The following is a 22141-nucleotide window of genomic DNA, read 5'->3' on the forward strand; positions in this document are numbered from 1 at the left end:
AAGGCTTGGACCGAGGCCGTATGAGCGACGGGATCTGAAAGGGATGAAAATGACGATTGCGAAGGAAACGGCCGGGCTTCTGGCGAAACTGGGCGTTGCCGAAGGCGCGCTTACGGGCGGCGACCTCATCGTGCGCAGCCCGGTGACCGGCGAGCAGATCGCCGCGCTGAAGACCATCTCGCCGGCCGATGCGACGACGACCATCGACAATGCCTACAAAGCTTTCCTGGCGTGGCGGCAGGTGCCAGCTCCCAAGCGTGGAGAATTGGTACGGCTGCTCGGCGAGGAATTGCGCACACACAAGACCGAGCTTGGCCGGTTGGTATCGATCGAAGTCGGCAAGATCCCATCCGAGGGTCTTGGCGAAGTGCAGGAGATGATCGACATCTGCGATTTCGCCGTCGGTCTTTCCCGGCAACTGTACGGCCTGACCATCGCCACCGAGCGTCCCGGCCATCGCATGATGGAAACCTGGCATCCGCTCGGCGTCGTTGGGGTCATCTCGGCCTTCAACTTTCCGGTCGCGGTATGGTCGTGGAACGCAGCACTTGCGCTGGTCTGCGGCGACGCGGTGGTGTGGAAGCCGTCCGAGAAGACACCGCTGACGGCGCTCGCCTGCGAAGCGATCTTCAAGCGTGCAGCAGAACGTTTCGGCGATGCGCCGAAGGGGCTGGCGCCGGTTCTGATCGGCGACCGCGCCGTCGGCGAGATCCTGGTCGATCATCCCAAGGTGCCGCTGGTCTCGGCCACCGGCTCGACGCGCATGGGCAGGGACGTCGGACCACGGCTGGCGAAGCGCTTTGCCCGTGCCGTGCTGGAGCTCGGCGGCAACAATGCCGGCATCGTCTGCCCGACGGCCGATCTCGACATGGCGCTCCGCGCCATCGCCTTCGGCGCCATGGGCACGGCCGGCCAGCGCTGCACGACTCTCAGGCGCCTGTTCGTGCATGAGAGCGTCTACGACCAGCTCGTTCCTCGCCTGAAGAAGGCTTATGAAAGCGTCTCGGTCGGCAATCCGCTGGAGACAAGCGCTCTGGTCGGCCCGCTGATCGACAAGGCTGCCTACGAGAATATGCAGAAGGCGCTGGAGGAGGCGGCTTCGCATGGCGGTAAGATAACCGGCGGAATGCGGGTCGAGAACGGCCATCCCGAGGCCTACTATGTGCGTCCCGCGCTGGTCGAAATGCCGCGGCAGGTTTCGCCAGTGACGGAGGAGACCTTCGCGCCCATCCTCTACGTGATGAAATATTCGGACTTCGACGCCGTGCTAGAAGAACACAATGCGGTGGGAGCGGGGCTGTCATCGTCGATCTTTACCCGCGACCTGCAGGAATCCGAGCGCTTTCTTGGCGTCGACGGATCGGACTGCGGCATCGCCAACGTCAATATAGGCACGTCAGGGGCCGAGATCGGCGGCGCCTTCGGTGGCGAGAAGGAAACGGGCGGCGGCCGCGAGAGCGGCTCCGATGCCTGGAAGGCCTATATGCGGCGCGCTACCAATACGGTGAACTATTCCAAGGCGCTGCCGCTTGCGCAGGGCGTGTCGTTCGACATCGATTGAAATGCCAGACGTCCGTCGCGGCGGCGCCAAGGCCGCCACGACGGCGTTCGGCTCGCGGTTCAGCTGGCTTCGGCAGATCCAACGCAATTGTCGAAGGCTGAATCGATGATGGCGAGCTTGACCGCCTGGGCGGTCATGTATTCCTGATAGAACTCGCTCGACACCCACATGACCGAATGACCGCGCTGGCCCAGCCAGCCAATACTGCCAAGTTCCTCGGCAGCGCGCAATTTGCGTGACAGGTGGGTCCGGGAAAGCTTGAGCCAGTTCGCGAAATCCCCGATTGAGACGACACCAGTCGGAATTCGGTCCAGGTCGGCATGATCGGGATCGATGCCGGACATCAGCCAATCCATGACAATGCCGCCATTGTCGAGCCAGGTGAACAAGGAAAAGGTCTGTCTCGGCTCGCGCACGGCATGCGACGAAAGCAGGCCGTCAGCCACCAGCGGCTGCAGTTTGGCGAGCACGTCCGGTTGTGCGACGAATGCTGCCAGTCGAGATCCACCGTCCAGGCTGTCCAGCGTTTTCAGATGAGCCATGACCCAGCCGGCAACCGTCTCCAGAGTGCCGGCGACCGGCTCAAAGGGGCGGATGCGCCCGTGTTTAATCGGCAGATGCCGGATGAAACCGTAATGCAGCATCTCCTTCAGGAAGGCATCGGCGGTGTTGCGGCTGGCCACCGAATGCCGGCGGATGCCGTCCATGAACCGTGCGGACGTAAGTCCCTTGCGATGGTCGTCCGGCTCTCGATCGAAATACAAGGCAAGGCCGATGTGGGCCATCAGCCAGCGTTGTTGCGTGGCGAACACCGAAGCCAGCCGCGGGGTTGCTTCATAGGTCTGGAGCAGCGTCCGCGACTGAGCCTGGACGTGCCGACGCAATGCCGGATGGCTGGCAATGTCTTCAGAAACCAGCGCCATCCCCGCCGAGCCCAACCAAATTTGCAACTGGAAATACCGGTCACAATTTCAGCCTTCGCGGACCGTGTCCAGAGCCGGCTCACCAGGATACGAGCTGAATCTCGCCGGTTAGCAATTACGCGAGTTGGTCGCCGAGGATGCGATCTCGCGAGGCGCTGATCTTGCCGCGCGAGACTAGCCTGCTTGAACCCATAATGGTGGCTTCGCCTGGCCAGCCGGGATTCCCCGACGGCGAGGCGGAACCAACACCGGTTTTGCTCGTTGAAGAACGCCGATTGGACTGAGACAGTGAGGAATTACAAAATGGAGAATGGGCTTTTCGCCACGCCGCCTGCAGCGTTCCGAAAAACAGAGTCGGTTTGGCTACGGGCGCTCAAGTGGCTGTTAAGCCGGGTGCCCAGCGCCTCCGACAGCTCCGGAACCATGTTGAAGCCAATCCTTGCTGGACCCGAGAATGATGGCGGGGTCCACTCCGCCTCGACGCGTTTGAGCCGATCTCGACGCGTTTGAGGCCGATCGCGCTGCGATTTTGTCTCCAAAAATAGCCGCTCACATATTTTTTCTTTCTATGGCCGCCGCCGCAACCGACGCCCATAGCCGCTTCGAAGGCCGGCCACGGCGGCTTGTCGGCCTGATGCAGCAGGCGGGAACCATCGGGCATGCTTGGCTATTAGATACAGGCGGCTGCTGGTCTGCCGGGCCAGGAGCCATTGCTTATGATCATCGATCCCCCACCGAAAAGCGCCATCCCGGCATCAGTTCCGTCGGTCGATCCAAAAGCCGCCCCGACGCCTCGCAATGCCGAAGCGGAGGTCTTTTATATCGAAGCGATCCGCGAGCTTGTCGCGACCGGCATCCCCTTTCTCGTCGCCGGCACCTATGCCGTAAGCGCCTATACCGGGATCACCCGCCCGACCAAGGATCTGGACATTTTCTGCAAGGCCGGCGACTGCGCGCGCATCCTCGCCCATTTCAAGCAGATCGGCTACGCCGTCGTGGTCGAGGACGACCGGTGGCTGGGCAAAGTGTTCAAGGGCACGCATTTTTTCGACGTCATCTTCACCTCGATGAACGGCACAATGCCTGTCGACGACCAGTGGCTGGAGCATGCTCGCCAGGCCGAATTGCTGGGCAGCCAGGTGCGGATCATCGGCCCAACCGAGCTTATCTGGTCCAAATGCTTCATCCAGGATCGCGGCCGCCACGATGGGGCCGACGTCGCGCATACCATCCTCAAGGCGCACGACCAGATCGACTGGCAAAGGCTGCTTTCCTACATGGAAGTCCATTGGGAAGTTCTGCTGATGCATCTCTTGAACTTCCGATGGATCTATCCGACGGAGCGCGACCGGGTGCCCGCGTGGCTGCTCGACGAACTGCTTGACCGGCTGGCCAAGCAGCGCGAATTGCCGCCTTCCCGGATGCGGATCTGCCGCGGGCGCATGCTTTCACGAACCGACTATGAGATCGACGTCAAGCAATGGGGCTTTGCCGACGTCGGCGGTGAAGGAGAATATAGCGATGGCTGACGGGCTCGAATCTGCTTCGGCAAAGGCGGAAAATGGCGGCACTCTCAAGGTCGCCGCAATCGGCGATCTGCATGTCGGCAAGGAGGACCAGGCCTCGTACCGCGACCTTTTCGGCGAGATGTCGCGTGAAGCCCAGGTTCTCGTGCTGACGGGCGACCTTACCAATCTCGGCAAGCCTAGGGAGGCCGAAATCCTTGCCGAGGAACTGCGTGCCTGCACGATCCCGGTCGTCGCCGTACTTGGCAACCACGACTATGAGTCAGGCGCCGTCGAGCAGGTTACCGATATTCTGCGCCAGGCGGGCGTTCACCTCCTCGACGGCGAGGCGACGGAGATTCATGAGGTCGGGTTCGTGGGGGTCAAGGGTTTCGTTGGCGGTTTTGGATCGCGCATGCTCGGCTCCTTCGGCGAACCGGCCATCAAGTCGATGGTGGCGGAAAGCGTGAACGAAGCGATGCGGCTTGAAAACGCTATGCGGCAGGTCCGCGCCAAACGCACGCTTGTCGTCCTGCACTACGCGCCTGTCGTCGAGACGGTCGAAGGCGAGCCGCTGGAGATCTTCCCGTTTCTCGGTTCGTCACGTCTGGCCGAGACGATAGACCGGTTCCAGGTCAGCGCGGTTGTGCATGGTCATGCGCATCGCGGCGCTTACGAGGGCCGCACGCCGGGCGGGGCGTCGGTCTATAACGTTGCCATGCATGTCGCCAAGCCGACCGGCCGCCCCTACGCCATGCTCGAAATCTGACAGGCGGCGCCACTGGCGCAGGCAATCGCAGTACACACTGCAGAACGATCACGGCAATTGCCGGCTAAAAAGCCGTCCGCTTCGGTGGAATGTCGTTTTCATCCGGGTTGGGAACGGGGTCCTCGTCGGGGAGCCTGTCGGGGTCCGGCTCACGCACGGGCTTGGGATCGGGAATAGGAGGCGGTGGCACCGGCGTCGGTGTCGGCTCGGGTGTGGGGATAGTGGCCATCGTAATCATCTCCTCTTGGCGCAGAACAACGCAACGGGTCGGCTGGTTCCCGGCTTGCCCGTTTTTGGAAAACCACACCGTCGCACTTGCCGGTCAGCCCATTTCGGGATTCTGGCTGCCACCCGACTTGCTTGACCGCAGCAGCAGCGCCAGCGGAACCAGCAGGGCGGTTGCCACCGCGCAGTAGCGGAAGACATCGACATAGGCGAGCAGCGTGGCCTGGCGGGCGATCAACTGACCAAGCCAGCCGATCGCCTGCTGCTTCGCCTCGACCATCGGCGAACCCTGGGCGACGAAATGCTCAGTCGCCTGCCGAAGCGCCTGCTGATAGGCGGGCGACGATTGCACGGTGTGGCCGACCAGATTCGATTGATGGATCTGGGAGCTTTGCGAAATGACGGTGTTGGACAGCGAGACGCCGATGCTGCCGCCGATATTGCGTGCAACGTTGATCAGCGCCGACGCCTGGTTGGTCTTCTGCGGGGGCAGGCCGACATAGGCCGCGGTTGAAATGGGAATGAACAGGAACGGCAGCCCGACCATCAGGAAAACACGGGCAAAGGCAAAGAAGCGGAAGCTGGCGTCCGGAGTAAGCGAGGTCATGTGCCAAAGGGCCACTGCGACCACCGACATGCCCATCATGATCAGATATTTGGGCTGCACGATGCTGCCTACAAATCCGGACACCGGCATCAAGATCAGCATGGCGATGCCGCCCGGCATCATCGAAAGGCCCGAGAGCGTTGCGGTGTAGGCAAATGTCGTCTGCTGCAGCTGCGGCACGATCTGGGTGGTGCTGAACAGGATAGCACCGACTGCCATCATGACCAGGAACGCCGTGCCGAACTGGCGCGTGAACAATAGGCGCATGTCGACGACCGGATCGCTGCGACTGATTTCCCATGGGATAAGCAGCAGGAACGCGATCGCGGAAATCACTGCGAAAGTGGTGATGAAATTCGAGGCGAACCAATCGTAGCGCTGGCCCCGGTCGAGAAAGATCTCCAGGCACCCCAAGGCTATCGCCACCAGGACGAAACCGACCCCATCGATCTTCAGGCCGCCTTTCAGCCGTTCCTTGCGTTCGCGTTCGAGTACGTCCGGTTCGATCAAGAGCCACTGCACCAGCGCCAGCGACAGGATGCCGAACGGCACGTTGATGAAGAAGATCCAGTGCCAGGAGAAATGGTCCGTCAGCCAGCCGCCGATCGTCGGCCCGACCGTCGGCGCGACGATGACCGCAATGCCGTAAAGCGCGAAGGCCTGCGAGCGCTTTTCTGGCGGGAAGGTATCGGCAAGGATCGATTACTCGCTTGGCGCCATGCCGCCGCCGCCGAGTCCCTGAAGGACCCTGAACAGGATGAGCAGTTCCAGGTTGGGCGCCAGTCCGCACAGCAGCGACGCGACGGTGAAGGTCGCAACGCAGAGCATGTAGTAGCGCTTGCGGCCGATGACGTTTGCCAGCCAGCCGCTGACCGGGATGATCACCGAGTTGGCAACGAGATAGGTGGTAATCACCCAGGTGCTTTCGTCCATTCCGGCCGCCAGGCTGCCGGCGATATTGCGCAGGGCGACATTGGCGATCGAGGTGTCCAGCACCAGCATGAAAGTGGCGATGGAGACGACGACGGCGATAAGCCAGGGATTGTGCGTCCCGGCGGCGGATCGGCTTTCGCCCTGATTTCTGGCGGTTTCGCCGTTCATCGCACCTTGACCGTCGGCACCACCGACAGACCTGGACCGAGAAGCACATCCGGCGGCTTGTCGAAGACGATCTTGACCGGCACGCGCTGCACCACCTTGACGTAATTGCCGGTGGCATTTTCAGCCGGCAGGAGGCTGAAGGCGGTGCCGCTGCCGGCCTGGATGCTGTCGACGCGGCCATGGAAGGACTTGTCCGGGTAGGCGTCGATGTCGATGTCGACCGGCTGTCCCTGCCGCATCAGATCGAGCTGCGTCTCCTTGAAGTTGGCCTTCACCCAGACCTCGTCGGGAACGAACATCATCAATACCTGGCCGGGTTGGGCGTAGGTGCCGTTCGCGGCGGAAATGCTCGTTGCGCGCCCGGCTGCGGGTGCTGTGATAGTCGTGCGCGACAGCGTCGTGCGAGCTTGCTCCTGGCTGGCCTTGGCCTGCTCGAGCTGCGCCTCGGCGCTCCTGGCCTGTGCCTGCAAGACCGAAACCTGGCTTTTTGCCGAGGCGACATTGGCCTCGGCGCTGTCCAGCGCGGCCTGGTCCTGACGCAACGTCGATGCCGCCTGCTGCGCCTGCTGCTGCGTTGCCGTGCCCCTGGCCAGGAGTTCGCGGTTGCGTTGATCCTCGGCCTTGGCGAAATCCAGCGCCGCCTTGGCCTGGGCAACCTGCCTCTGGGCAGCGTTCACCTTTGCGTTTTGAGCCTCGATCTGGGCGGTGACATTGACGATTGCGGCCTCGGCCGCAGCGACGCCGGCATCGGCCTGCTTCAGGTTTGCCTGATAGTCGCTGTCATCGATACGCAGGAGGACATCGCCGGCCTGTACATGCTGATTGTCGGTAACCGCCAGCTCGGTCACGCGGCCGGCTATTTGCGCGCCGATCGTCACCGTGCGCGCGTCTATGAAGGCGTCGTCGGTCGATTCGTACTGGCGAGCGTTCAGCCACCAGATCGCGATGCCTGCCGCGACGAGCAACAGCGCAAGTGCTATCGCTGCGGCCGCATAGGGATGGCGCCTGGGAAAGCCGAGCAGACCGGCCTTTCGTTGCGAGGCATTCCCGTCGGGCTGTTCCTGCCGGGGCTCTGCCGATCGCCCACGAGATTCTCGCACCCGGGCCGGTTGCTCCCGAGTTTCATTTACGGGCTCGACGTCTTGCTCGACGCTTTGAGGCTTCGTGTCCAACGGAATTGCTTTCAAGACTGATATTGCAGCCGCCGAAGCGGACGCAAAGCCAAACGGCAAGCTTCCGCAAAAGTTCCTGTCCGGAATGGGGTGGTCGGGTTAACGGGTCGACATCGAACGCATCGAGCGGTGCCGACGCGTTGGAACTAGAGCGCCGTTTCACCGGGCAGGTGATTCATATGCTTCATGTTGCGGCGGTCCGGCCTTGTCAGCGCTCCACGGCGCGATAATTGCTCATGAAGGCGTGGGCAAATTCACCTGTCGACAGGAGCCGACCATGAAACATCAAACACTCGACCAACTGCAAGCCGTCGCGGAAGTTGAGTCCTTCGCGGCGTATCCGGCGATGACTCGAAACCAGCGGATTGAACGTTGGGCGGAACTTCTCGAACAAAACCCGACGCGATGCCTTGGGGCGCTTCCAGGCACCGAATATATGAACAGGGAAGCGCGCGACAGATCGCGTGGTGCTGGAACGCCGCTCACCGTCGCCTTCGAGGATCCGGTTCTGCGTGCCATGGGGCTGAAGGACGATACCTATGGTGAGGCAAAGCGCTTCTTCGAACTGAGCGATCGGCAGTTGCACCAAATCGTTTGCCATTGCCATGTCGGTGCTACGATGCAAGCGCGATGGGCCGCTGCCAGGGTGCGCGGGATAGTCCGCGGCAACAGATTTGTTGCCTGGTTGAAGGGATTGATCGCGCATTGACGCGGTACGAGGAACGGCGGAACACGCGTTCTTTCCGCGCCGTGGAGAGCGCTTCCGAACTTGGAAGGGCACGTGCCACGTCGGGCCGCGCAGATTGTGAAAGTCCTCGACGCTTGGCTGCGCCTTGTCGCGGCCATGCGTCCGTTTTGATGCGAGAATTTGAGTTGGCCCGCCGCAAGTGAGAGCCGTCGTCCGACCGGCGTTCGAGCGCAGTCGAGGCAGGTGCGATCTGGCTACGATGGACCCGCGACCCTTTGACGTGGCTAACGATCGATTTCTCCGAACACGATGTCGAGCGAGCCGATGATCGCGGCGACATCGGCGATCATATGGCCTCGGGACAGGAAATCCATCGCCTGCAGGTGGGCGAAGGAAGGTGCGCGGATCTTGCATCGGTAAGGAATATTGCCTCCGTCCGACACGAGGTAGACGCCGAACTCGCCCTTCGGCGCCTCGACGGCGGCATAGACTTCACCGCTCGGCACGCGAATGCCTTCGGTGTAGAGTTTGAAATGGTGGATCGTCGCTTCCATCGAGCGCTTCATCGTGGCACGCGGCGGCGGCGTGATCTTGTGGTTCGGGATCGCGACCGGTCCCTGGTCTTCGGGTGAGCGCAACTTTTCCAGGCATTGCCGCATGATCCGGACCGACTGGCGCATTTCCTCCATGCGTACAAGATAGCGGTCGTAGCAGTCGCCATGCTTGCCGACCGGAATATCGAAATCCATCTCCGAATAGCATTCGTATGGCTGCGCCTTGCGCAGATCCCAGGATGCCCCCGATCCGCGCACCATCACGCCGGAAAAGCCCCAGGCCCAGGCATCATCGAGGCCGATCACGCCGACATCGACATTGCGCTGTTTGAAGATGCGGTTCTCGGTCAACAGCTCGTCGAGATTGTCGCAGACCTTGAGGAACGGATCGCAGAACTTCCAGATGTCGTCGAGGAGTTCCGGCGGCAGATCCTGATGCACGCCGCCGACCCTGAAATAATTCGCGTGCATGCGGGCGCCGGACGCGCGCTCATAAAAGACCATCAGCTTCTCGCGCTCGGCGAAACCCCAGAGCGGCGGCGTCAGCGCGCCGATGTCCATGGCTTGCGTGGTGACGTTGAGGAGGTGCGATAACAGCCGGCCTATTTCGCAGAAAAGCACGCGAATGAGCTGTCCGCGTTTCGGAACCGATATTTCGAGGAGCTTCTCGGCGGCGAGACAGAATGCATGCTCCTGGTTCATCGGCGCGACGTAGTCGAGCCGGTCGAAATAGGGCAAGGCCTGCAGGTAGTTCTTGTACTCGATGAGTTTTTCGGTGCCGCGATGCAGCAGGCCGATATGGGGATCGGCGCGTTCCACGATCTCGCCGTCGAGTTCGAGCACCAGCCGCAGGACGCCGTGAGCGGAGGGATGTTGTGGCCCGAAATTGATGGTGAAGTTGCGAACTGCAGCCTCGACCATGACAGTCCTCCGCGATCAGGCGGGCTTTGGTTCCGTGCCGGAGCCGGCTTGTGCGCTTTCAGCCGCTCACGTCGTCGTCTGGATGATCAGCGTCAGCGTGCCGTCGCCGTCGATATTGGCCGCCACGACCTGCGTGGAATTAAGCCCGTTCGCCGCCAGTGCCGATGCCGCCTGCGGCGATGCGTCGATCGAACTTTGCAGGATGCGCAAATCCTCGGCGCTGGTCTGCGTGACGACGGCCTCCGCCTGTGCCTTGATGTCAGGAGGCAGATCCTCCATCGCTACGATTGTCACTGCGGTGAAATTCTGGGCGGAGAAGGCATCGTCCGGTGTAGCCTGGTCGGGAGTGGTCCCTTGGGGCGTGGCTTGCTCTGGCAAGGTTTGCGGCGCCGTCGGCGGCACAGGGGCAAGCTCGGGTTCCACGGATTGCGCATAGACCGGCGAGGCAAGGGCCAGTGCCGAAAGTGTGGCAATTGTCGTCGATAGGCGCATGGCCGTTCCTTCCGTTTGCTCAGCGGACGATCAATTCGGTGACGACAAAACCATCGTGTCGAAATATGGTTCCGTGACTGAGGTGCTGTCTGTACTGAGTGCTGTCTGGCCGAAAGCCGTGATTGTCGCGGAGAGCAGGGCGCGAAATCCGGCGTTGCCTGTCTCAGGCAGCGGCGTGGCTGCGATCGGGCTGCGGCCAGCGCTGCAAGGCTTCACGGCCCTGAGCGGTCAGTTCGTAGATCCCGCGATCGGTGCGCGCGAACCAGCGATACACGTTGTGCAGCAGAATCTTGGGTGCGTTCGGCAGGTTGGGCTTCAAGTCACGCGGCCGTTTTGGGCCGTCGGCGAGTGCGGCGGCGCATGCCAGTGCCTGCTGGCGATAAGCGGTCATGATCGGCGCACGTGAGCCGCCGCCGGCGACAGGATCGCCCTGCCGACGCCGATGTTCGTCGATTAGTTTCGAGCGGCGCCGGGGGTCCCGACGCGGAGCCAATGCCGTCGGGCTGAGCAGTACCTGAACCTCGCCGTTCGGTCGCACGCCAAGCAGGCCAAAGCCGAGCCGACGGCAGAGATTGCGGTATCTCACATCGCTCTCGCGGCCCTTGCCACGGGCCGACATGCATGCCGCGAGCCAGACCTCGTCGCTCGCCGCCATACGGTCGACGCCCTGGAGGATCAGCTCGAGATTGAACTTCAGCTTCAGCTCGCAGATGACGACGATCGGTGGAGAGTCGGCACTCAGCGCCAGCAGGTCGCAGCCGCCGATCTCGCCCTTGACCATAAATCCCAGCCCTTCGAGGAAGGCCTTGACCGGGCTGTAGAGGGAGGTTTCGAGCATGGGCCTTTGTTGGCTGCGAATCATCCCGCCGATCGGCGGGTCAGCGCGATGATCGCTCTTTGCCGTTGAACAGGAGGTAAACGACGGGCAAACAATAGGTCAGAGTAGTGCCGCGGCCGCTTGCGAATTTGGTATGCTGGTATAATGTGTACCTGAGGTAGCATGCTCCGCGTGGCTGGGCTGGACATCCGGGCGCCCGAGACATCGTCCAGGCATCGTCATTTGAGCGACGGCGTCCCCGCGTTTTATCCGCCAGCCAGCGGCAATGTGCATACAAGTCAATGAGATGACGATCGGTAGGGCCGTCGTTGGAATTCAGGAGTAACGGACATATGACAACGATTGCGCTGTTTGGTGCAGGCGGCAAAATGGGTTACCGTCTGGCGACCAATTTTCGCGGATCTTCGTATACGATACGCCATGTCGAGGTCAGCGACGCCGGCCGCGAGCGGCTGAAGTCGGGCCTCGGCATCGATGCCGTCAGCGCCGATGAGGCGCTTTATGGCGCCGATGTGGTGATCCTAGCTGTGCCCGACACGCACATAGGCAAGGTTGCGGCGAGTATCGAGAGCAAGCTTGCGTCAGGCACGATGGTCGTCGTGCTCGACGCCGCGGCACCTTTCGCCGGGCATTTGCCGAAGCGGCCGGATCTGACCTATTTCGTCACCCACCCCTGCCATCCGCCGATCTTCAACGACGAGACCGACATGGCGGCCAAGAAGGACTATTTCGGCGGCGTCAAGGCCAAGCAGCATATGGTCAGCGCCTTGATGCAGGGACCGGAGGAGGATTTCGCCAAGGGTGAGGCGATCGCAAAGATCATCTGGGCGCCGGTCATGCGCTCCCATCGCGTCACTGTCGATCAGATGGCCCTGCTCGAGCCCGGCCTTTCGGAAACGGTATGCGCTTCGCTGCTCGTCGTCATGAAAGAGGCGGTCGACGAGGTGGTGGCGCGCGGGGTCGACAAGCAGGCGGCGCTCGACTTCCTGCTTGGTCATATGAACGTGCTTGGCGCCGTCATCTTCGGCGAGACCAAAGGCGTGTTCTCCGACGCATGCAACAAGGCGATAGAGTTCGGCAAGCCGGTTCTGATGCGCGACGACTGGAAACGGGTGTTCGAGCCGGAGGAGATTGCCGCAAGCATCCAGCGCATCACTTGAGGGCAGCGACGCGTCTTTCGGAACATGTCACCTGAAATTGTCATTGACTCATTATACCAGTTGCCTTAGCTGTTCGATGGATCGAACCGTCAAGCTTCGCAGCAGGCTCAGGGGCTGGATGAGTGGAGGATAGTGGGAAGCGATCCGTCGAAGTGAAGCCGGCAAAGGCTTGTGAATCTGACGCGACCCGCCGCCTACGGCCGGCTAGCGAAATCGAATGCATATAGCCTTGGGACAAGGCGCGGATTTTCAACGGGAGGAATACATGAAACTGACACGCAGAATGACGCTTGCGGCTTTCGCCGGCATGCTGGCGCTTGGCACCGCCGCACCCGCCTATGCGGCGGATTTGATCGCCATCATCACGCCCTCGCATGACAATCCGTTCTTCAAGGCGGAAGCTGTCGGCGCGGAGGCCAAGGCCAAGGAACTCGGCTACGAGGCGTTGGTGCTCGTCCATGACGATGACGCCAACAAGCAGTCCGAATTGATCGATACGGCGATCGGCCGCGGCGCCAAAGCGATCATCCTCGACAATGCCGGCGCCGACGCCACAGTCGCTGCGGTGCAGAAGGCCAAGGACGCAGGCGTTCCTTCCTTCCTGATCGATCGCGAGATCAATGCCACCGGCGTTGCCGTCGCGCAGATCGTCTCCAACAATTATCAGGGCGCCCAGCTCGGCGCGCAGGAATTCGTCAAGCTGATGGGCGAGAAGGGTAATTTCGTCGAGCTCGTCGGCAAGGAATCCGACACCAATGCCGGCATCCGCTCCAAGGGTTACCACGACGTCATCGACGACTATCCGGACCTGAAGATGGTGGCGCAGCAGTCGGCCAACTGGAGCCAGACCGAGGCCTACTCCAAGATGGAATCGATCCTCCAGGCCAATCCGGACATCAAGGGCGTGATCTCGGGCAACGACACGATGGCGATGGGCGCCTATGCGGCACTTGCCGCTGCCGGCCGCAAGGACGTGATCGTCGTCGGCTTCGACGGGTCGAACGACGTGCGCGACTCGATAACCTCCGGCGGCATCAAGGCGACGGTCCTGCAGCCGGCCTTCGCGCAGGCGCAGATGGCGGTCGAGCAGGCCAACGACTTCATCAAGAACAAGAAGTCTCCGGGCGAGGAAAAGCAATTGATGGATTGCGTCCTGGTCAATGGCGACAATGCCGCCAAGCTGGAGACATTCGCGCTCACCAACTGAGCCGGCGTAACATCAAGAGCAAGGGACGAGCTCCGGTTCGTCCCTTGCTTCCATTTCGCCCTTGCTTCCATTTCTGGGTGCTCCTGACCGCCATGCCGAACGAGCCGACATGTTCAACACGCTGACCCGGCCGATCCTCGTGTCGTTCCTTGCAGCTATAGTCAGCCTGACCGCCTGCAAGATCCTGCCGACGCCGTCAGCGGAAAACGGCGGCACTGGCTCGGCCTTCAATCCCGACAAGATGGTCGAGGACATCTGGGCGGCGAAAGCGATACCCTATCTGCAGCAGAAGGCCGGCCCGTTTCCCGAGGTTCATGCTTTGGCGAAGACCGATCCCGCCGCTGCCGGCGCCAAATACGGCAATCCGAAAAAGCAGGCGAATTCGCCGTGGACCTTCGCCGTCCGGCTCGGGGGCAAGGTCGTTGCAGCCAATACACAGTCACGCGCGGCGACAATGGACGTCGATGCCGACGGCGACGGCAAGGCGGATGCGCGAGTGCAGATCGGACCCGCCATGCGCGGTACAGCGCTGCGCGACAGCCTTGACTTCATTCAATTCAACGATTTCACCAATCAGATCGACTTCGCCCAGTTCGGCAAGGCCTTCAACGCCTACGCCGACAAGACCGTGCTTTCCAAGCTGCCGCGCGAGGCACTCGAGGGCCGAAGCGTCAAGATCCTCGGCGCCTATACGCCAGGCAGTGGCCAGGACCTGCCGCTGGTGACGCCGGCGGAGGCAGAGATCGGGCCGAAGCCATGACCGGCGATCAAGACGTCATCCTGAAGCTGGAGGATGTCTCGAAAGTCTATTCCGGCACCGTCGCGGTCAAACGTGCGAATTTCGAGGTGCGCAAGGGTGCGGTCAACGTGCTGGTCGGCGAAAACGGGGCCGGCAAATCGACGCTGATGAAGATCATTGCCGGCGTCGAGCAGCCGACCCTCGGGCGCATTCTGCTGGACGGCGAGGAGGTCTCCTTCTCGTCGTCCGGAGACGCGGTAACCCGCGGCATCGGCATGGTATTCCAGGAGCTGAACCTGTTCGGCAATCTGACCGTCGCCGAAAATATTTTTGCCACCCGCGAGATCACCAACCGCTTCCGCAAGATCGACCGCAAAGAGCAGGAGCGCCGCGCGGCGGAATTTCTTGAACGCCTGGAGGCTGGCATACGGCCGGACATGCTGGTCGAGGATCTGCGCATCGGCCAGCAGCAGCTGGTCGAGATCGCCAAGGCGGTTTCGCTCGATGCGCGCATCCTGATCATGGACGAGCCGACCTCGGCGCTCAGCGCGGCGGAAGTCGAGATCCTGTTCAAGGTGATTGCCGACCTCAAGGCGGGCGGCGTGGCAATCGTCTACATCTCGCATCGGCTCGAGGAATTGATCCGCATCGGCGACACCATCACGGTGCTGCGCGACGGGCGCATCACCGGCCAGGCGGAGATGAAAGACATCGACACCCAGTGGATCGTGCGGCAGATGATCGGCTCGGACGCCAAGGACTTCGCCAAGGCCGACGGCCATGTGCCGGGCGAAGAGATATTCCGCGCCGAAGACATTTGCCTACCGCGCCTCACCGGCGGGCTTGCGGTCGACCACGTCTCGCTGTCGCTGCGCGCCGGCGAGATCCTCGGAATCTACGGCCTGATGGGCGCCGGACGCAGTGAGCTGTTCGATTGCATCATGGGCCGCCACGGCCATTCGACCGGCGCGATATTCATTGCCGGCAAAAAGGTGCACGAGCGCGACACGACGCGGCGAATCCGGCGCGGGCTGGCGCTGATCCCCGAAGACCGCCAACGCGAAGGGCTGGTGTCGATCCTCTCCGTCGCCAGCAATCTGACTCTGGCCAGCCTGTCACGGTTCGTGCGCCTGTTCCACATTCGTGATGCCGCCGAACGACAGGCGGTGACCCAGACGGTGCGCGAACTGGCCATCAAGGTCGCTGATCCGACGCAGGAAGTCTCGTCGCTGTCGGGCGGCAACCAGCAGAAGGTGGTGATCGGCAAGGCGCTGCTCACCGGACCGAAGGTGCTGCTGATGGACGAGCCGAGCCGCGGCATCGACGTCGGCGCCAAGGCCGACGTTTTCCGCACCATGCGCAAGCTGTCGCGCGACGGTCTGGGGATCCTGTTTGCCACCTCCGATCTCGACGAAGTGATGGCGTTGTCCGACCGTATCGCAGTGATGAGCAATGGAAAATTGACCGGTATCTTCGATCGCGCGGAGGCGACTGAGGCCGCGCTCGTCGCTGCCTCGGCCCTCGGCCACGGCCCGGTCCCGCACGGAGAGCAAGGCGCATGACTGACATTCCAGCCAAGGCGGTGGTCAACTCCATTTCGAGCGGCTCGGTCCTGCTGACGCTGATGAAGGCGAGGACGTTCATCGCGCTGATCGCCGTGCTGTTATTCTTCTCGATAGCTGCGCCCAATTTCCTATCGGCCGCCAATCTTATCCTGATGTCGAAGCACGTGGCGTTGAACGCATTCCTCGCAATGGGCATGACCTTCGTCATCATCACCGGCGGCATCGACCTGTCGGTCGGCTCGATCGTCGGCCTGTGCGGCATGGTGGCCGGCTATCTCGTGCTGAACGGCGTCGACCTTCAGGTCGGCTACACCATCTATTTCAACGTCTTCGAGGTCGCGCTGATCACGCTTGCCGTCGGCATATTGATCGGCGCCGTCAACGGCTTGCTGATCACCAGGCTTAACGTTGCGCCGTTCATAGCCACGCTCGGCGTGCTCTATGTCGCACGCGGCCTGGCACTGCTGTCGTCCGACGGGCGCACCTTCCCCAATCTCGTCGGCAAGCCGGAGCTCGGCACCGCCGGGTTCGGCTTCCTCGGCGCCGGCCGGCTGCTCGGCTTGCCGGTTTCGATATGGATCTTGGTCGTCGTGGCACTGGGGGCGGCCTATCTCGCCAGATACACTCCGCTCGGCCGCCATATCTTCGCGGTTGGCGGCAATGAGCGGGCGGCGCGCATTTCGGGCGTCCGCGTCAACATGGTGAAGATGTTCGTCTACATGTTTTCCGGGTTCTGCGCGGCGATCGTCGGGCTGACCATCTCGTCCGAACTGATGGCCTCGCATCCGGCGACCGGAGAGAGCTTCGAACTCAACGCCATTGCCGCGGCAGTGCTCGGCGGCACCTCGATGTCGGGCGGACGCGGCACCATCGGCGGCACCATTGTCGGCGCCTTCGTAATCGGCATCCTTTCGGACGGGCTGGTGATGATGGGGGTGAGCTCGTTCTGGCAAATGGTAATCAAGGGCCTCGTCATCATCGTAGCCGTTGTCGTCGACCAGGCACAGCGCCGGCTGCAGAGCCGCGTCACGCTGATGCAGATGGCAAAGGCCGGCTGACATGGCGGAGCTGCGTGGCGCGCTGATCGGCTGCGGCTTCTTTGCCGTCAACCAGATGCATGCCTGGCGCGACATAGAGGGCGCTTCGATTGCCGCCATCTGCGACCGCGATCCGGACCGGTTGAGGGTCGTCGGCGACCAGTTCGGCATCACGCGGCGCTATACCGACGCTGCTGCGCTGTTTGCCGGCGAAAGGTTGGATTTCGTCGACATCGCTACCACCGCACCAAGCCACAGAACGCTGGTGGAGATGGCGGCGCAGTGTGGCGTTCCGGTAATCTGCCAAAAGCCGTTCGCGCCGTCGCTTGCCGACGCCAAGGCCATGGTGAAAGCCTGCGCCGACGCCGGCGTGCCGTTAATGGTGCATGAGAATTTTCGCTGGCAGTCGCCGATCCAGACGGTGCGTGCGGTGCTCGACAGCGGCGAAATCGGCGCCCCCTTCTTCGGACGGATCTCGTTCCGATCGGCTTATGACGTGTTTTCCGGCCAGCCCTATCTGGCGACCGGAAGGCGCTTCATTATCGAGGATCTAGGCATTCATATCCTCGACATCGCCCGCTTTCTGCTGGGCGACGTCTCGACGGTCACCGCGCGAACGGCGCGCGTCAATCCCGGCATAACCGGCGAGGACGTTGCGACGATGCTGATGGACCACACGGGCGGCGCCACTTCCGTGGTCGACTGTAGCTACGCCAGCAAGCTCGCGACAGAGCCGTTCCCCGAGACGCTGATCGAGATCGACGGCAAGGATGGCACGATCCGGCTGGCGCAGGGCCACCGCCTCACCGTCACCGGCAGGAGCGGAACGGTCGTTAGCGACGTCTCGCCGCCGCTGCTCGCCTGGGCATCGCGGCCGTGGCACAACATCCAGGAAAGCGTCGTCGCCATTCAAAAACATTGGGTCGATTGCCTGACCAACGGAACCGAGCCCGCGACCTCGGGCGCGGACAACCTCAAGACATTAGCGCTGGTCGAGGCAGCGTACGCCGGCGCCGCAAGCCGGGAGCCGGTGCAACTCGACGCCTTGCTGAAATGACAGCCGACCCCTTCCTCCTCTACGGCACACGTGACGTTGAAGCCGAACCGGTCAGGCTGCAAGCCGGCGCGCTGACGGCGGACTTCGTCAACGGCAATCTCCGCACCATTCGGCATGGAGGCACCGAAGTTCTGCGCGCTATCGCCTACATCGTCAGGGATCGCGACTGGGGCACCTACGAGCCGAGACTGGCCGATCTTGCCATCGAACAAAATGCCGAGGCTTTTTCCGTCAGCTATTCGGCAAATTGCCGGGCACCGGACGGCAGCCGGCTCGACTTCCGCGCCACCATCAAGGGCTCCGCCGATGGCAAATTGGTCTTCGACGTGAGCGCTCTTCCCGAGAGCGATTTCGAAACCAATCGCTGCGGCTTCTGCATCCTGCACCCGATTGCCGGCTTGGCCGGCAGCCCGGTCACGGTCGAGCATACCGATGGCAGCGTGGTCGCGACCAGGCTTCCAGAGCTGATCGATCCTTGGCAGCCTTTCAAAGACCTGCGGGCGATCACCCATGAGGTCCGGCCGGGCGTCACCGCTGAATGCCGGATGGAAGGCGACGTTTTCGAGATGGAGGACCAGCGCAACTGGTCGGATGCCTCCTACAAGACCTATGTCCGGCCGCTCGCGCTGCCATGGCCATACGTGCTGCCTGCCGGCAAGACCTTCCGCCAGACCATCAGCTTGCGGATGGAGGATGGCGGGAAAGCGCCGGCTGCCGCGGCAAGCGCCGAACCGATTCGTATCACGCTCGGCCAAGCCGGACCGGTGCTGCCGGATATCGGCGTGATCATCTACCCGGATGAGGTCGAGGCGGCGTTGGGCAAGCTGCCGATGCTGTCCGAGCTTGGCCCGCAGCAATTGATGTTCCACTATGACCCGACGCGCGGCCACGAGCTCGACGTCTTGCGGGCTTACGCCCAGCTCGCCGCCGCCTATCCGGTCCGGACAACGCTCGAATGTGTCATTGCCGGCGACGGCGATCTCGATGCCGAGCTTTCAGGCGTCGCCGACAGGGTGCGGCAGGCCGGGCTCGAGCTTTCGGCCATTGCCGTCTCGCCCTCGGCCGACCGGCAGTCGACGCCACCGGGCAGCGCGTGGCCGCACTGCCCGCCGCTCGAGGACGTCTATGCCGCGACGCGGCGCGCCTTTCCCGACAGCCGCCTCGGCGGCGGCATGTTCAGCTATTTCACCGAACTCAATCGCAAGCGTGTGCCGGCCGACCCGCTCGATTTCGTCACGCATTGTACCTGCCCGATCGTGCACGCCGCCGACGATCTCAGCGTCATGCAATCGTTGGAGGCGCTGCCTTCCATCACAGCCGCGGTGAGGGCGATCTTCGGGGCAAAACCCTATCGGATCGGGCCGTCGACCATTGCCATGCGCCAGAACCCCTATGGCGGTGCGACCAAGGCCAATCCCGACAGTCAGCGCATTGCCATGGCCGACCGCGACCCTCGCCATACCGGGCTGTTCGGAGCCGCATGGACGATCGGCTATGCCGCACGTGTTGCGCCGGCCGAACTCGAAATGCTGACGCTCTGCAGCTTCACCGGACCATTCGGCGTGCTGGCCTCGTCGGGCGAACCTGTCGAAGAAGGTACACCCCGGCCGATTTTCCACGCGGTGAAAGGACTTTGCGATCTGGCCGGCCATGCGCATGTGGCGGCGACAACGACCGATGAGAGGCGAGTGCTGGCACTTGCCGGCCGCTCCCAGACAGGCAAGATCATCATCTGGCTGGCGAACCTTACCCCGGTCGACGTTCCGGTCGACGTTTCCGGGCTCGGCTCCGATCAGGGTCCTCTCAAGATTTGGGATGGACGACTGTCACGCCAGATTCCGCGCGATACGTCGGGCCGAGACCATCTTGTGATGACACCCTACGCAATCGTCAGGATCGGCTGAAGTCATTTGCCGAGGCTCATGGGTAGCCTTCCGTAGCGGTTGCGTGTAGCCGCAGCACTCCCCTGCCGAGTTGTCACCGGATTTGCTTTCGAAACTCGCCCGGTGCCATTCCAGTTGTCTTGGAAAAAAGACGGCTGAACGAGGCGACGTCCTGATAACCCACCCGATAGCAAATTTCTGAAACGCTCAGTTTCGTTTCCTCAAGCATGGACCTTGCCAACTCCAGCCGCCTTTCCTGGATCCATTTTCCCGGCGTTGTCTGGAGTTCGTCGAAAAACCTGCGAGACAGCGTTCGCGAAGACATGCCCAATTCGGTTGCCAGAAATTTCAGATCGATTTCCGACATCTTGTCTTTCGAGAGTTCACGCAACTTGTCCTCGAATGGGCTGGCCCCGTTCGAAATTCCATCGAGGGAAAATTCGTAGGGACTCTGGAATGTGCGCGGCGGCGGGAGAACCAGAAGTTTTCGAATGATCCGCTCTTCCTTCGAGAAGCCCAGATCGATCAGCAAAGCCCTGGCGAGTTCGAGTCCGGAAAACCCGCCTCCGCATGTGTAGAGGCGGTCCTGGCGAATGAGGAGCCGGGAAGCGTCCCATCGCACTTGCGGAAACCGGCGGCTTGCCTCGGCTCTCAGCCACCAGGATATCGTCGCGCGTTTACCGTCCAATAATCCCGAATTGGCGAGCAGATAACACGCGCCGCAATGTGCTGCGATGATTGCGTCCTGCTGCTGCGCGAGCGCGATCAGCGGTTTTGAATGTTCACTCTCCTCGTCGAGCGAGCGCAGAAGCTCCGGAATCTCGACACCCGGCATGGCAATGAGAATCAGGACATCCATTTTCCGGGATGGTTGAGCTTTTGTCGGGAAAGAAATTCCGGTGCTTGATGCCAACGGCGCGCTCCTTGAAACGAACTCACAGGAGAGAACCTGCGAACGGCAGACGTCATTCACAAGCTGAAACATTTCCACGAGCGTCGAGACGACGGCCGAATAGAAATTCGACGGCAGCCAGATCACAACGTGGAGGCTCCTGACAGCCATTGCGGTACTCCAGTGTCGTTCTCGTGGATGGCAAGCCTAGCATAGTCTTTGCAAGAATTGCCAATTCCAGAACAAGCGCGCGGGCTCCAGGAGGGCCTATGCGGGCTTGCTGATGAAGGCGGGGCCGCGGAAATCGTTGAATGAAAACACGCGGCAAATACATCGGATTCAGAGGGCAACAGAAAACTGCGTCGGTCCGGGCTCAGGCTGATCTGTGGTCAGTCAGTAGGCCGAGAGCAGGTGCCGGCCGCTACGCCGGTCGGGACCTTGCTCTTGTTTTCAGCTGCCGGAGTTCATCACGTAAAGCGCACGCGAGCGTTCGAGGTGCTTGATCATCGCCTTCTCGGCGCCATCCGCATCCTTGGCTTCGATGCGTCCGATGATCTCTTCGTGCTCGGTCAGCGTGAACTTTTCCTTGCCGGTCCAGATCAGCATTTCGGTGTGGTATTCCTTTAGCCAGCCAAGCATTGCCTCGCTGACGGCGACATAGATCGGGTTGCCGGATATTGCCGAGATCTGGGTGTGGAATTTCATGTCGGCGGATATGAAGGCTTCCGAGTCGCCACGATGGCTGCGCTGCTCTGCAACCGTTGCGCGCAACCGCTGCACGTCCTCGGCGGTTGCCTTCTCCGCGGCCTCCCTGACCATGCCGCGCTCGAAGAAGATACGCGCGTTCTTGAGGTGCTCCAGCGTGTCCTTCGACGACGACAGGATGATCTTGGCGGCGCCGTCGACCTGTTTGATGATCGACTTGGCGGTCAGCTGCAGCACTTTCGCCCGTTCGCCATGCGAGATCGCGACGAGGCCCATATTGCTCAACGCCTGCATTGCCTCGCGGATCGCCGGCCTGCCGACCTCGAAGCGCTCCATCAATTCGCGCTCCGATGGCATGTCGTCACCCGGCAGCAATTCGCCGCTGGTGATCAGGCGCTTCAGTCTCAAGAATACTTCGTCGGAAAGCTTGCGCCGGACGATCGGCTCCGAACGGTTCATCGTCGCGAATCACTCCTTTGACCGGCCCCTATCTAGCATTTTCGGCGCGAATTCCGGAACGCCTGCTGCCGGCTCGTCCGG

19 protein-coding genes and 1 pseudogene are annotated in these 22141 nt (G+C 62.0%); 11 read left to right on the forward strand and 9 right to left on the reverse strand.

From position 1 onward, the window contains the following. Positions 1 to 49: 49 nt before the first annotated feature. Positions 50 to 1561: an L-piperidine-6-carboxylate dehydrogenase gene (gene amaB / locus NKJ72_RS16745; RefSeq protein WP_352478432.1), complete on the forward strand. Its 1512-nt coding sequence runs from the start codon at positions 50 to 52 to the stop codon at positions 1559 to 1561. 59 nt (positions 1562 to 1620) lie between these two features. Here the strand turns inward: amaB and NKJ72_RS16750 are convergent, their stop codons facing one another. Continuing rightward, positions 1621 to 2484, reverse strand: coding sequence for a hypothetical protein (locus NKJ72_RS16750; RefSeq protein ID WP_352478319.1), 864 nt, complete (start codon positions 2482 to 2484; stop codon positions 1621 to 1623). 716 nt (positions 2485 to 3200) lie between these two features. On the opposite strand from NKJ72_RS16750, the gene NKJ72_RS16755 reads away from it, so the two are divergent. Both NKJ72_RS16755 and NKJ72_RS16760 read left to right on the forward strand, forming a co-directional pair. After that, on the forward strand, positions 3201 to 4013 hold the full coding sequence (locus tag NKJ72_RS16755) for a nucleotidyltransferase family protein (RefSeq protein ID WP_254817010.1): 813 nt from the start codon (positions 3201 to 3203) through the stop codon (positions 4011 to 4013). Next, positions 4006 to 4758 (forward strand): metallophosphoesterase family protein, encoded by a 753-nt coding sequence (locus tag NKJ72_RS16760; RefSeq protein WP_352478321.1) that lies wholly within the window; start codon positions 4006 to 4008, stop codon positions 4756 to 4758. The genes NKJ72_RS16755 and NKJ72_RS16760 overlap by 8 nt, the downstream gene beginning before the upstream one ends. A gap of 64 nt (positions 4759 to 4822) precedes the next feature. On the opposite strand, the gene NKJ72_RS16765 is transcribed toward NKJ72_RS16760, so the two are convergent. The 3 genes and pseudogenes from NKJ72_RS16765 to NKJ72_RS16775 all read right to left on the reverse strand — a co-directional run bounded on the left by NKJ72_RS16765 (position 4823) and on the right by NKJ72_RS16775 (position 7791). Next, entirely contained in the window at positions 4823 to 4987 is a 165-nt protein-coding gene (locus tag NKJ72_RS16765; protein ID WP_352478323.1) for a hypothetical protein, read from the reverse strand. Between the two features lie 93 nt (positions 4988 to 5080). After that, a pseudogene (locus NKJ72_RS16770) lies at positions 5081 to 6691 on the reverse strand (DHA2 family efflux MFS transporter permease subunit). Then, positions 6688 to 7791, reverse strand: a complete 1104-nt coding sequence (locus NKJ72_RS16775) for an HlyD family secretion protein (RefSeq protein ID WP_352478325.1) — start codon at positions 7789 to 7791, stop codon at positions 6688 to 6690. Before NKJ72_RS16775 ends, NKJ72_RS16770 begins: the two are co-directional and overlap by 4 nt. A 349-nt stretch (positions 7792 to 8140) precedes the next feature. Here NKJ72_RS16775 and NKJ72_RS16780 point away from each other — a divergent pair, with 349 nt between their 5' ends. Beyond that, positions 8141 to 8572 (forward strand): hypothetical protein, encoded by a 432-nt coding sequence (locus NKJ72_RS16780; RefSeq protein WP_254817079.1) that lies wholly within the window; start codon positions 8141 to 8143, stop codon positions 8570 to 8572. Between the two features lie 263 nt (positions 8573 to 8835). Here NKJ72_RS16780 and NKJ72_RS16785 read toward each other — a convergent pair whose 3' ends face one another. The 3 genes from NKJ72_RS16785 to NKJ72_RS16795 form a co-directional block, all read right to left on the reverse strand. Beyond that, a complete protein-coding gene (locus NKJ72_RS16785) occupies positions 8836 to 10026 on the reverse strand; it encodes an NADH-quinone oxidoreductase subunit D (RefSeq protein ID WP_352478327.1) in 1191 nt (396 codons plus the stop codon). 66 nt (positions 10027 to 10092) lie between these two features. Continuing rightward, positions 10093 to 10518: a hypothetical protein gene (locus NKJ72_RS16790; protein ID WP_352478329.1), complete on the reverse strand. Its 426-nt coding sequence runs from the start codon at positions 10516 to 10518 to the stop codon at positions 10093 to 10095. Between the two features lie 163 nt (positions 10519 to 10681). Continuing rightward, entirely contained in the window at positions 10682 to 11356 is a 675-nt protein-coding gene (locus tag NKJ72_RS16795) for a DUF2161 domain-containing phosphodiesterase (RefSeq protein ID WP_352478434.1), read from the reverse strand. A gap of 332 nt (positions 11357 to 11688) precedes the next feature. On the opposite strand from NKJ72_RS16795, the gene NKJ72_RS16800 reads away from it, so the two are divergent. From NKJ72_RS16800 to apnL, 7 genes are all read left to right on the forward strand, one after another. After that, a complete protein-coding gene (locus NKJ72_RS16800) occupies positions 11689 to 12516 on the forward strand; it encodes a phosphogluconate dehydrogenase C-terminal domain-containing protein (RefSeq protein WP_352478331.1) in 828 nt (275 codons plus the stop codon). A 265-nt stretch (positions 12517 to 12781) separates the two neighbouring features. Continuing rightward, positions 12782 to 13723 carry a D-ribose ABC transporter substrate-binding protein gene (locus tag NKJ72_RS16805; RefSeq protein ID WP_352478333.1) on the forward strand — a complete coding sequence of 314 codons (942 nt, stop codon included), beginning with the start codon at positions 12782 to 12784 and terminating at the stop codon, positions 13721 to 13723. A gap of 109 nt (positions 13724 to 13832) precedes the next feature. Beyond that, positions 13833 to 14483 carry a DUF2291 family protein gene (locus tag NKJ72_RS16810; RefSeq protein ID WP_352478337.1) on the forward strand — a complete coding sequence of 217 codons (651 nt, stop codon included), beginning with the start codon at positions 13833 to 13835 and terminating at the stop codon, positions 14481 to 14483. After that, positions 14480 to 16024, forward strand: coding sequence for a sugar ABC transporter ATP-binding protein (locus NKJ72_RS16815; protein ID WP_352478339.1), 1545 nt, complete (start codon positions 14480 to 14482; stop codon positions 16022 to 16024). Before NKJ72_RS16810 ends, NKJ72_RS16815 begins: the two co-directional genes overlap by 4 nt. Beyond that, positions 16021 to 17085, forward strand: coding sequence for an ABC transporter permease (locus NKJ72_RS16820; RefSeq protein ID WP_352478340.1), 1065 nt, complete (start codon positions 16021 to 16023; stop codon positions 17083 to 17085). Before NKJ72_RS16815 ends, NKJ72_RS16820 begins: the two co-directional genes overlap by 4 nt. Before the next feature lies 1 nt (position 17086). After that, on the forward strand, positions 17087 to 18121 hold the full coding sequence (locus NKJ72_RS16825) for a Gfo/Idh/MocA family protein (RefSeq protein ID WP_352478341.1): 1035 nt from the start codon (positions 17087 to 17089) through the stop codon (positions 18119 to 18121). Further along, positions 18118 to 20025 carry a D-apionate lactonase gene (apnL, locus tag NKJ72_RS16830; RefSeq protein WP_352478342.1) on the forward strand — a complete coding sequence of 636 codons (1908 nt, stop codon included), beginning with the start codon at positions 18118 to 18120 and terminating at the stop codon, positions 20023 to 20025. The genes NKJ72_RS16825 and apnL overlap by 4 nt, the downstream gene beginning before the upstream one ends. A gap of 73 nt (positions 20026 to 20098) precedes the next feature. On the opposite strand, the gene NKJ72_RS16835 is transcribed toward apnL, so the two are convergent. Both NKJ72_RS16835 and NKJ72_RS16840 read right to left on the reverse strand, forming a co-directional pair. Next, the gene (locus NKJ72_RS16835; protein WP_352478343.1) at positions 20099 to 21067 is read right to left on the reverse strand and encodes a GlxA family transcriptional regulator; all 969 of its coding nucleotides are present in this window, start codon (positions 21065 to 21067) and stop codon (positions 20099 to 20101) included. A 279-nt stretch (positions 21068 to 21346) separates the two neighbouring features. Further along, a complete protein-coding gene (locus tag NKJ72_RS16840) occupies positions 21347 to 22060 on the reverse strand; it encodes a transcriptional regulator NanR (RefSeq protein WP_023720267.1) in 714 nt (237 codons plus the stop codon). Positions 22061 to 22141: the final 81 nt, after the last annotated feature.

It is taken from the genome of Mesorhizobium sp. M0045 (assembly GCF_040323385.1).
In the GTDB taxonomy this organism is placed as follows: Bacteria; Pseudomonadota; Alphaproteobacteria; order Rhizobiales; family Rhizobiaceae; genus Mesorhizobium.